This window comes from Aeromonas sp. ANP5, from assembly GCF_963870295.1.
Lineage (GTDB): Bacteria > Pseudomonadota > Gammaproteobacteria > Enterobacterales > Aeromonadaceae > Aeromonas > Aeromonas veronii.
Genome location: NZ_CAWMRY010000049.1, coordinates 19,323 through 30,361, shown reverse-complemented (window position 1 = coordinate 30,361; position 11,039 = coordinate 19,323). Strand labels below are relative to the sequence as shown.

The window sequence follows — 11,039 nt, the reverse complement described above, 5'->3', positions numbered from 1 at the left end:
GTTCGGAGCTGTTTTGTTAGGCAATTTAAAGCGCTTCCAATCTGGCATACGCCGTCACCAGCCACTTGGCGCCGACGTCGTCGAACTGGATCTGCACCCGGCTCTGCTGGCCGACCCCTTCGAAGTTGAGTACCACCCCTTCCCCGAATTTCGGATGGAGCACCCGCTGGCCGAGCTTGATGCCGCTGGCGTCGAAGCTCTGCTGCACCTCGTTCTGGCTAAAGCGGCCGTACTGGGTGGGGCGGCTGACCTGAGTGCGCAGCCGGATCTCTTCCAGACACTCGGCGGGCATTTCGCGGATAAAGCGGCTCGGCTTGTGGAACATCTCGCGGCCGTAGATGCGGCGGCTCTCGGCATAACAGATGTAGAGCTTCTCCATGGCGCGGGTCATGCCGACGTAACAGAGGCGGCGCTCCTCTTCCAGCCGGCCCGACTCTTCGGTGGATTGCTGGCTGGGGAACATGCCTTCTTCGACGCCGACCAGCAACACCAGCGGGAACTCCAAGCCCTTGGCGCTGTGCAATGTCATCAGCTGCACCGCATCGGCATATTCGTCCGCCTGATTCTCGCCGGACTCCAGCGCCGCGTGGGCGAGGAAGGCGGAGAGATCGCTCATGTCTTCCAGCTCGTCCGGACGCTGGTACTGGCGGCAGGCGGTGACCAGTTCGTCCAGGTTCTCTACCCGCGCCTGGGATTTCTCGCCCTTTTCCGCCAGATACATGGCCTTGAGGCCGGAGTTCTGGATGGCGATATCCGCCTGCTGGTGCAGCGGCAGCAGGGCGACCTGCTCCTCCAGCGCGTCGATCAGCTCGACAAAGCCGCGCACCGCGTTACCGGCGCGACCGGTCAGCACCTTGTCGTTGAGCAGGGCCTTGGCCGATTGCCAGAGGTTCTGCCCCTGATCGCGGGCGTTGCCGCGCAGGATCTCGAGGGTGCGATCGCCGATGCCGCGGGTCGGGGTGTTGACCACCCGCTCGAAGCTGGCGTCGTCGCCCCGGTTGTTGATAAGCCGCAGGTAGGCCATGGCGTCCTTGATCTCTTGCCGTTCGAAGAAGCGCAGGCCGCCGTAGATGCGATACGGCATGGCGTCCTGCATCAGCGCCTCTTCCAGCACCCGTGACTGGGCGTTGGAGCGATAGAGGATGGCACAGTCGGCCAGGAGGCCGCCCTTTTCCTTCCAATCCTTGAGACGGCCGACCACGAAGCGCGCTTCGTCCACCTCGTTGAAGGCGGCGTAGAGGGAAATCGGCTCGCCCTCGGCCCCTTCGGTCCACAGCTCCTTGCCAAGGCGCTCGGCGTTGTTGGCGATGACGCTGTTGGCCGCTTTGAGGATATTGGCGGTGGAGCGGTAGTTCTGCTCGAGACGGATGGTCTCGGCGCCCTGATAGTCGGTCAGGAAGCGCTGGATGTTCTCGATCTTGGCGCCGCGCCAGCCGTAGATGGACTGGTCATCGTCGCCGACGATCATCACCTTGCCGCTGTTGCCCGCCAGCATCCGTAGCCAGGCGTACTGGATGCCGTTGGTATCCTGAAACTCGTCCACCAGGATGTTCTGGAAGCGGTCGCGGTAGTGCTCGAGGATGTGCGGTTTGTTGAGCCACAGCTCGTGGGCGCGCAGCAGCAGCTCGGCGAAGTCCACCAGACCGGAGCGATCGCAGGTCTCCTGATAGGTCTTGTAGATCTGCTGATAGGTGCGGGTGACGGGGTCGCCGTAGAGGTCGATGTCGCCGGGGCGCAAGCCTTCATCTTTCTTGCCGTTGATGTAACCCATCACGGCGCGCGGGGCCCAGTGCTTCTCGTCGAGGTTGAGCGCCTTGAGCACCCGGCGAATGAGACGGTACTGGTCGTCGGAGTCGAGGATCTGGAAATCCTGCGGCAAGCCCGCATCCAGATGGTGGGCCCGCAGCAAACGGTGGGCGATACCGTGGAAGGTGCCGATCCACATGCCGCGCACGCCGTCGCCGATCACCTTCTCGACCCGGCCGCGCATCTCGGCCGCCGCCTTGTTGGTAAAGGTGACCGCGATGATGGAGAAAGGTGAACAGCGTTCCACCTGCATCAGCCAGGCGATACGGTGCACCAGCACCCGGGTCTTGCCCGAACCGGCACCGGCCAGTACCAGCAGGTTGCTGCGGGGCGCCGCAACGGCATCTCTTTGCTTGTCGTTGAGCCCGTCGAGCAGGGTTGAAACGTCCATCACCACTCCTGTTTATTTATACAGGCGGGGATTATACGGCCATCCCCCTGCCAGACCAAATCCAAACTCGGGGGGAGGGGGGAGATGGGGTCCTGCAAGGGCGCCGGTGCGGCCATTTTTGGCTGGCGCAGAGAGAACGGGACGGGGAGGTCTCCAGCTGTAGCCAATCCTTGCTCGCACGGTTTGTGGGGATTTTGCGAGCCGGATCACGGGCTTGCCGGGGGGCTGGATGAATAACAGGGGAAAACGGTTTACAGTAACTTGCTGAACAATAAGAGAAATGTCGTTTGGGTCTTTTGGTTGTTAGCATAAAAAACTGAAAAGTAGCTAAAAAACAACTGCTTATAAGGTTATTTGCTTAGAATTCAAACCGTTAACGCAAACGTTTTTCCCTTATCATTTGCTTGACCCGCATCGGGGCTGACTTAGAGTAAGCCTGCGTGCTAGATAGCCTGCTCTGACAGGCAAGCAAGTTCCCTCACTTAATAACAATCAAGGATACGATCGTGACTAAAGTGCTCAAGCTGGCCACTGTGGCCTCCCTCACTCTCGCTGCTCTCTCTGCTCAGGCTGCTTCCGAGCCAGCCGTCATTTATGACACCGCGGGCAAGTATGACAAATCATTCAACGAAGCCGTGTTCCGTAACGGCGTCGAGCTCTACAACAAGGACAAGGGCGTCAAGGTCAAAGAGTTTGAACCCCAGAACGAAGCCCAGCGCGAGCAGGGTCTGCGTCGTCTGGCAAGCCGTGGCAACGGCCCGATCGTGGCGGTCGGTTTCAACATGGGTTCTGCCGTTGAGAAAGTAGCGACCGAATTCCCGAAAACCCAGTTCACCATCATCGACATGGTGGTCGACAAGCCGAACGTCCAGTCCGTTATCTTCAAGGAGCATGAAGGTTCCTTCCTGGTGGGCGCACTGGCTGCCATCGCTTCCAAGAGCGGCAAGGTCGGCTTCGTGGGCGGCATGGATATCCCGCTGATCCGCAAATTCCAGTGCGGTTACGAGCAGGGTGCCAAGTTCGTCAATCCGAAGATCGAAGTGTTCCAGAACATGGCGGGCTCTACCCCGGCCGCGTTTGCTGACCCGGCGAAAGGTGCCGAGCTGGCCAAGTCCCAGTTCGCCAAGGGCGCTGACGTGGTTTACGCCGCAGCCGGCGGTACCGGTATCGGTGTCTATCAGGCAGCCAAGGACAGTGGCAAGTTCGCCATCGGTGTGGATTCCAACCAGAACCACCTGCAACCGGGCACCATGCTGACTTCCATGGTCAAGTCTGTGGGTCTGGCCGCTTACCAGACCTGGGATGACGCTGCCAAAGGCGAGTGGAAGCCGGGTATCAAGAACCTGGGTCTGGCCGAAGGTGGTGTGGATTGGGCACTCGACAAGGACAACGAGAAGCTGATCACCCCGGAAATGAAAGCCAAGGTAGATGCCATCAAGGCTGAAATCATCGCTGGCAAGGTCAAGGTTCATGACTACATGAGCGATAACACCTGCAAATACTAATTAGATAGTTGCTACGACTCTCAACGCACCACCGGCCCGCACGGGCCGGTTTTTAGTCTTATTTCATGAAACGCAGGGCTGCATCATGGACCAGACAGATCGCTATGCCATCGAATTAAGAGGTATCGATAAGCGGTTCGGCGAAGTGTACGCCAACAAGCTGATCGACCTTAAGGTTCGCAAAGGCAGTATCCACGGCATTGTCGGCGAAAATGGCGCCGGTAAGTCCACCCTGATGAGCATCATTTATGGTTTTTACCATGCCGACAAAGGCGAGATGCTGATCGACGGGAATCCTTTCAAACCCCATGGCTCACAAGATGCGATTGCCGCAGGGGTGGGCATGGTTCACCAGCACTTCATGCTGGTCAATAACTTCACCGTATTGGAAAACGTCATCCTCGGCGCAGAGAACGGCTGGCACCTTCAGCAGAGCGTGGCGTCAGCCGAAAAGCTGCTGGGCGAACTGGCGCGGGATTATGGCCTCGATGTGCCGCTGCACGAGAAGGTCGAAGATCTGCCGGTTGGCTTGCAACAGCGGGTCGAAATTCTCAAGGCGCTCTATCGCGGCGCCCGCATCCTGATCCTCGACGAGCCGACCGGGGTACTGACCCCGCAAGAGGCGGATCACCTGTTCGAGGTGCTGAAAAAGCTGCGGGATCAGGGGGCAACCATCATCCTTATCACCCACAAGCTGCGGGAGATCCTGGCCATTACCGATCAGGTCTCCATCATGCGCCGTGGCGAGATGGTGGCCCACGTCGCCACCAAGGATACCGACAAGGAGCAACTGGCCGAACTGATGGTGGGCCGCAAGGTGCGCCTCAAGGTCGACAAGGGGCCAACCCAGCCCGGTGAAGCCAAGCTGAAGATCGAAGGGCTCAGCTACTTCGATGCCAGCAAGGTGGAGCGGGTCAAATCGGTCAGCTTCGAGGTGCGGGCCGGTGAAGTGGTCGGCATCGCCGGGGTCTCCGGCAACGGTCAGTCCGAACTGCTCAGTCTGCTTGGCGGCATTCTCAAGCCGAGCAAGGGCAGCTTTACCATCAGCAGCCGCAGCGGCGTGCACAAGGTGAGCGCTGAGCACCCGGCCGATCCGGAGTTGGTGCGCAACTACGGCCTCGGTCATGTGCCGGAAGATCGCCACAAGATGGGGCTGATCAACCGCTTCGAGGCGAAAGAGGCCTTTATTCTCGGCTATCACCGCCGCCCGCAATACAACAAGGGTTGGCTGCAGAACAAGGAGGCGATCCAGCAGGATTGCCAGGCCAAGATGGAGAAGTGGGACGTGCGCCCGCCCCATCCCGATCACAAGACCGCCAACTTCTCCGGTGGCAACCAGCAGAAGCTGGTGATCGCCCGTGAAGTTGAGCAGGACCCGGATGTGCTGTTGATCGGCCAGCCGACCCGCGGGGTCGACATCGGCGCCATCGAATATATCCACCAGCAGATCATCGCCATGCGCGACAAGGGCAAGGCGGTGCTGCTGGTCTCGGTGGAGCTGGACGAGATCATGAGCCTCGCTGACCGGATTCTGGTCATTGCCGACGGTCGCATCGTCGGCGAGCTGGATGGTGCCAAGGCGGATGAGCGCACCATTGGTCTGATGATGGCAAACATAGTGCCGGACGAAGTTGCTGGCGTGTCTGGCGTAGCCAAGGAGGCCCACTGATGAGCCAAGTACGTATTCCAGCCTGGGTCTCCGTAGGCGTCTTGTCTGCGGTTAACATCCTGCTGGCCTTCCTGGTGTCGGCCATTCTGTTCTATTACCTCGACATCAACCCGGTCGATGCCGCCAAGATCATGTGGTACGGCGCGTTCGGTACCGGTGAAGGGGTCGGCTTCACCCTCTACTACGCAACCGGCTTTATCTTTACCGGTCTGTCGGTGGCGGTCGCCTTCCATGCCGGTCTGTTCAACATCGGTGGTGAGGGTCAGGCCTATATCGGCGGGCTCGGCGTGGGTCTGGTCTGTCTGATGCTCGGCGATGTGCTGCCGTTTGCCCTGCTGTTGCCGCTCTCCATCATTGCCGGTGGTCTGTTCGGTGCGGCCTGGGCCTTTATTCCGGCCTGGCTGCAAGCCAAGCGCGGCAGCCATATCGTTATCACCACCATCATGTTCAACTTCATCGCCGCCTCCCTGATGGCCTATCTGCTGGTGGAGGTGTTCAAGCCGCCCGGCTCGATGGCGACCGAGAGCAAGGTGTTTGCCGAAGCAAGCTGGCTGCCCAAGATGAGCGGGCTGGCGAACCTGTTCGGGATGGAGATCCCCAACAGCCCGCTCAATATCAGCTTCTTCTGGGCGCTGATCTGTGCGGCGCTGGTGTGGGTCTTTATCTGGCACACTCGCTGGGGTTACGAGATCCGCTCGGTCGGCGCCAGCCAAAGTGCCTCCGCCTATGCCGGTATCTCCTATCCCAAGGTGGTGATCCTGGCGATGGTGATCTCCGGCATGCTGTCGGGCTTCTTTGCCCTCAACGTGCTGCAGGGTGAGCTGCACCAGATCAAGCTCAACTTCGTGGAAGGGTTCGGCTTCACCGGTATCGCGGTGGCGCTGATGGGGCGCAACCATCCGGTCGGCGTCATCATCGCCAGCCTGCTGTTCGGTTTCCTCTATCAGGGGGGCGCCGAGCTCAGCTTCGAGTTCGGTGTCGACCGCAACATCGTGGTGGTGTTGCAGGGTCTGGTGATCCTGTTCTGTGGCGCCCTTGAGCACATGATGCGTCCGCGCATCGAGCAGCTCTATCTGGCGTTTGCCAACCGCTCAGCCGCGCAAGCTAAAGGAGTCTGATCATGTTTGAAATTCTGATCCTGATGCTGGATGCGACCATTCGTACTGCGCCGCCGTTGATTCTGGCCGCCATGGCGGGCATGTTCTGCGAGCGCTCCGGGGTGGTCAACATCGCGCTGGAAGGCAAACTGCTGGCGGCGGCGTTCGCCAGTGGTGCGGCGGCGGCGGTCTCCGGTTCTGCCTGGGTAGGTCTGGGTGCCGGGGTGGGTGTCTCCATCCTGTTTGCCCTGATGCACGGCTTTGCCACCATCACCCATCGCGGTGATCAGGTGGTGAGCGGCATGGCCATCAACATTCTGGCGGCCGGTCTGACCGTTACCCTGGGCCGTTACTGGTTCGATCAGGGTGGCCAGACTCCGGCGCTCTCCGGTGATGCCCGTTTCGCCCCCATCGATCTGCCCTATGCCAAGGAGTTGTGGGATGTGCCGGTGATCGGCCAGCTCTACAGCGAGCTGTTGAGCGGCCACTCCCTGCTGGAGTACGTGGCGTTTGCCTGCGTACCGCTGGCCTGGTGGGTGATGTTCCGTACCCGCTTCGGTCTGCGTCTGCGGGCGGTGGGTGAGGCGCCCGCAGCGGTCGATACCGCCGGTATCTCTGTGGTGCGGATGCGCTACACCGCGCTCCTCATCGGCGGCCTGCTGGCCGGTATCGGTGGCACCTATCTGGCGGTGGCCCAGACGGCCCAGTTCATCCCCAACATGAGTGCGGGCAAGGGCTTTATGGCGCTGGCGGCGCTGGTGTTCGGCAAGTGGCGCCCCTGGAACGCCATGGCAGCCTGTCTGCTGTTCGGCTTCCTCGATGCGGTCGCCATCCGGCTGCAAGGGGTCAGCATCGGTGGTTTCGCTATTCCGGTGCAGGCCATCGAGGCACTGCCCTACATTCTGACCGTGTTCCTGCTGGCCGGTTTTATCGGCCGCGCCGTGGCGCCCAAGGCGCTTGGTACACCTTATGTGAAGGAGCGGGAGTAGCGCCCTTTATCGCGATACTCCCACCCACCCTGATAACAGCAGGCCCACTTCGGTGGGCCTGTTCTTTTATGGGCGGTATGGGGCAGGCCAGCCGGGATCTGGATGGTGTGATAGAGGGGGATGATGGCGTGAAGGGATAAAGGGGCTGCGTGAACTGCCGCAGGTGGCGGCTGGCGTACAAGAGCTGACCCTCTGCCTGCACCATCAAAAACCCCCTCGTATCAGGAGGGGGTTGCAGAGGTTATTGCCGGATTAACCCTGAGGCTCAGGGTGCCAGCACCAGCTTGTAGACACCAAAGCCGGGGTGTTTGGCATCGGTGGGCGGCAGGGTCTCCACATAGTTCAGCTTGCCACCGGTCAGGGCTTGCGCCTCGCTGCGTGGCGAGCTGTAGATGCGCAGATCCAGATTGGCGGGCAGGGGGGCCAGCTGCCAGTTGTTGTCTGCCGGGGGCTCGAAACCGGCCGGATTCTTCTCTGCCAGATCCTTGAGGTATTCGGAGAGCACTTCGCGGGTTTCGAACTGATCTTCATGGACGATCACCTTGGCGTTGATGCCCGGGAAGTTGCCACCACCGCTGGCGCGGTAGTTGTTGGTCACCACGTAGAACATCTGGGCCGGGTCGATTGCCTTGCCCTGATAGGTGAGGTTGGTGATGCGATAGCTGTCGCTCACCTTGTTGCCATCCACATCGTAACGGGCGGGTTTGGTCACATCGACCTGATAGTTCACCCCGTCAATCACGTCGAAGTTGTAGGTGCGGTACTTCTCGTTCACCAGCCACTGGGTGGCGGTGCTGGCGGCATCGATCTTGTTGAACTGGACGGCGCTCTTCTCCAGCCACTCCTGTACGGTCGCGCCATTGATGGCGACCACCTGTAGGGTGTTGGGGTAGACATAGAGGTCGGCCACGTTGCGCAGGGAGATATCGCCAGCCGGTACATAGGTGAAGTCGGTCGGGCCGTTGCGACCGCCACGGAATGGCGCGGCGGCGGAGAGGATGGGCCATTTCTCCTTGAGCTGACCATCCTGTTGCAGTTTCTTGGCATGCCACAGCTGGGCGTCGCTGACGATCTGGATGGAGGGGTCATCCTGCACCAGCGCGAAGAAGCTGTGGATTGGCTTGGTGATCTTGCTGAGGGGCTCGTCCAGCCACTGGTTGGCCTGCTCGTGCTCGGCAATGACCTGATCGACCACCGCCTGATCTTCGGTGCTGCTGGCGCTGCTGTCGATCTTGCGCAGCTGGGACTGGCTGGAGGCCACTTCCCAGCGACCCTCTTTCCAGGTCATGTGCAGGTCGATGATGCCGAGGTGGTTACCCCAGACGCCCGGCATCACGGTCGGTACGCCCGCCAGGGTGCCTTTCTCGTTGTCCACGTCGGTCATGTTGGGGTAGTCGCCCGGGAAGGTGCGGTGGGCGTGGCCCAGCAGCAGGGCATCGACCCCTTTCACTTTGGCCAGCGGCAGGGCGGCATTCTCCATCATGGGTTCGCGCGGGTCACCAATGATGCCGGTGTGGGCCACGACCACGACGATGTCAGCGCCCTTGGCGCGGATTTCGGGTACATAGTGCTCGGCGGTCTCGACCATATCGGCCACCACCACCTTGCCTTCCAGATTGCGCTTGTCCCACTGGGTGATCTGGGGCGGAGTCAGGCCCAGCACACCGACCTTGATGGTCTGGGTATTGCCGTTGGCATCCTTCACCTGACGATCCAGCACCACATAGGGTTTGAACTTCTGCTTGCTCCAGTCGATGGTGCCCTTGCCATCACGGCTGAAGGCATCGGCCTGGAAGACGTTGGCGTTGATGTAGGGGTAGTTGGCCCCTTTCAGGGTCTCGGAGAGGAAGTCGAGACCGAAGTTGAATTCGTGGTTGCCCAGGTTGCCGACATCATAGCTCATGGTGTTGAGCGCCTTGATGGCGGGGTGGGTCTGCTTGCTCAGCCACTGCTGTTTGACCTGCTGGTCGTGAATATAGTCGGCCAGCGGGGTGCCCTGGATCAGGTCGCCGTTGTCGATCAGCAAGTTGTTGGCGTTCTCTTCGCGGGCCTTGCGGATCAGCACAGCGGTGCGGGCGAAGCCCAGCGAGGCATCCGGCTTGTTCTGGTAGTAGTCGTAACTCAGCAGGTTGGAGTGGATATCAGAGGTTTCGATCAGCCGCAGGGTGAGATCACCGGGGGCCTGAGAGTTGTTGTCGTCACAGCCGGACAGCAAAAAGATAACTGCCACCGCGCTCAGTTTGAGGGTGGTTTTCATTGTTGGATTCTCTTGTTATGGGTATGCCAGCGTGGTGCATTCTATCGACAGCAAAAGAATCCGATTGTGAGCAGGCTGGCAATTCGGGCTAATTACCCTCCTGTTAATAGAGTTATAGATCTGATTTTAATCTCTTTTTTGTCTTGCTTCAGGGCCGCAACCCTCAATGCTATTTCACTGTTAGTCACCCTGTTGTCGTCACCGCTGTGCGGTCGGGGCAAGCGGCGCGGCCTGCCGCTCCTGCGAGGCTGTAATGGTTGGTTACAGATCTCCATTCGACTGATAGATGACCTTTCCCTTAAATTCAGCGGCGATTGATTGCATCTAAAAATTACAAAGCGACAGCAAGGAATAAAACTTCATGAAAATGCACAACAAAGCGCTGCTGGCCATCGCCTGCGCTGCGGCCCTGTCTGCCTGTGACAGCGAAAAAGCTGCCAACAGTATTGCCAAGCGGGTGCCACTGGCCCTGCCGGAGGCGGGTCTTTACCAAGCGAATCTGATGAGCCGCGACGGCGACAAGGCGACGCCGCGCATGATCAAGGATCTGGATGGTCTGGCGCTGGTCTACCCGAAGGGTGAAACCGTGCAGTACTGGGGTGTCTGGGTGGATCATCAGGTGGGCAAGGTCGAGACCAACAGCCAGTGGCTGGGTCAGGCTGACCAGAAAGCCGACAAAGACGGGATCTACCCGGTGCAGTTGATCCGCAACAGCGAACGGCTCGGCACCAGCACGGCGCTCAGCTCGGTGACCAACGACCACAACCTCATCACCTTCCAGGATCAGCCGGTCATCGATCTGCAGGGCAAGGAGATCAAGCGCTGGGTTTTTGATTTCACCCGAACCGGCACCAAGTTCTCCGACAACTCCCCCATCTATTCCGGTTTCAGCGGTCATGTGGCGGTGACGGCCCTGACCACCAAAGCGGTAACCACGGCCAGCTGGAGTGCCACGGACAGCGATGGCTTCAGCAGCGACATGGTGGGCAAGGTGGATACCACCAACAACGGCGGCAAGCTGACGGTAGCGATCGAGTTTCCGGCGGCAGGTTGTACGCTGGTGGGCGAGGGGAGTGCGACGGCCGGGTTGAGCAAGCTGACCATGACTGGGTTTGGCAAGTGCAACTTCAAGCAATCCGCTGCAGCCACGCCGATCGAAAACCTCTGGAATGCTGCTCTGGCCCGGGCGATGGATAACAGAGTTGCCTATGTCACCACCTTTACCACGGATGCCAAAAAAGAGGCGCTGGTCATCGGTTTCCCCGACACCAATGGCTTGCTGATCACCGCTGACAAGCGATAAGCAGCCCAACGGCAGGGGCGGG

Annotated in this window: 7 protein-coding genes; 5 read left to right on the top strand and 2 right to left on the bottom strand. The window is 60.0% G+C overall.

All coding sequences use genetic code 11. The features are described 5' to 3' along the window. Positions 1–25 precede the first annotated feature (25 nt). The gene (uvrD, locus tag AACT07_RS20465) at positions 26–2,197 is read right to left on the bottom strand and encodes a DNA helicase II (RefSeq protein WP_069529780.1); all 2,172 of its coding nucleotides are present in this window, start codon (positions 2,195–2,197) and stop codon (positions 26–28) included. A gap of 506 nt (positions 2,198–2,703) precedes the next feature. On the opposite strand from uvrD, the gene AACT07_RS20460 reads away from it, so the two are divergent. The 4 genes from AACT07_RS20460 to AACT07_RS20445 all read left to right on the top strand — a co-directional run bounded on the left by AACT07_RS20460 (position 2,704) and on the right by AACT07_RS20445 (position 7,457). Beyond that, complete coding sequence (locus AACT07_RS20460; protein WP_005340803.1) at positions 2,704–3,702, top strand: BMP family lipoprotein; 999 nt, start codon at positions 2,704–2,706, stop codon at positions 3,700–3,702. A gap of 85 nt (positions 3,703–3,787) precedes the next feature. Then, positions 3,788–5,371 (top strand): ABC transporter ATP-binding protein, encoded by a 1,584-nt coding sequence (locus AACT07_RS20455; protein ID WP_069529779.1) that lies wholly within the window; start codon positions 3,788–3,790, stop codon positions 5,369–5,371. After that, entirely contained in the window at positions 5,371–6,489 is a 1,119-nt protein-coding gene (locus tag AACT07_RS20450) for an ABC transporter permease (protein WP_005357011.1), read from the top strand. The genes AACT07_RS20455 and AACT07_RS20450 overlap by 1 nt, the downstream gene beginning before the upstream one ends. Positions 6,490–6,491: 2 nt before the next feature. Beyond that, positions 6,492–7,457, top strand: a complete 966-nt coding sequence (locus AACT07_RS20445) for an ABC transporter permease (protein ID WP_005340795.1) — start codon at positions 6,492–6,494, stop codon at positions 7,455–7,457. A gap of 265 nt (positions 7,458–7,722) precedes the next feature. Here the strand turns inward: AACT07_RS20445 and AACT07_RS20440 are convergent, their stop codons facing one another. After that, positions 7,723–9,714, bottom strand: a complete 1,992-nt coding sequence (locus AACT07_RS20440) for a bifunctional 2',3'-cyclic-nucleotide 2'-phosphodiesterase/3'-nucleotidase (RefSeq protein WP_021230729.1) — start codon at positions 9,712–9,714, stop codon at positions 7,723–7,725. A 361-nt stretch (positions 9,715–10,075) separates the two neighbouring features. Here AACT07_RS20440 and AACT07_RS20435 point away from each other — a divergent pair, with 361 nt between their 5' ends. After that, entirely contained in the window at positions 10,076–11,017 is a 942-nt protein-coding gene (locus tag AACT07_RS20435; RefSeq protein ID WP_069529778.1) for a hypothetical protein, read from the top strand. Positions 11,018–11,039 lie beyond the last annotated feature (22 nt).

What these genes read in the sequence shown, in the direction of transcription:
- uvrD (WP_069529780.1), bottom strand. Translation starts at nt 2,197, where the DNA reads ATGGACGTTTCAACCCTGCTCGACGGGCTCAACGACAAGCAAAGAGAT.
- AACT07_RS20455 (WP_069529779.1), top strand. Translation starts at nt 3,788, where the DNA reads ATGGACCAGACAGATCGCTATGCCATCGAATTAAGAGGTATCGATAAG.
- AACT07_RS20450 (WP_005357011.1), top strand. Translation starts at nt 5,371, where the DNA reads ATGAGCCAAGTACGTATTCCAGCCTGGGTCTCCGTAGGCGTCTTGTCT.
- AACT07_RS20445 (WP_005340795.1), top strand. Translation starts at nt 6,492, where the DNA reads ATGTTTGAAATTCTGATCCTGATGCTGGATGCGACCATTCGTACTGCG.
- AACT07_RS20440 (WP_021230729.1), bottom strand. Translation starts at nt 9,714, where the DNA reads ATGAAAACCACCCTCAAACTGAGCGCGGTGGCAGTTATCTTTTTGCTG.
- AACT07_RS20435 (WP_069529778.1), top strand. Translation starts at nt 10,076, where the DNA reads ATGAAAATGCACAACAAAGCGCTGCTGGCCATCGCCTGCGCTGCGGCC.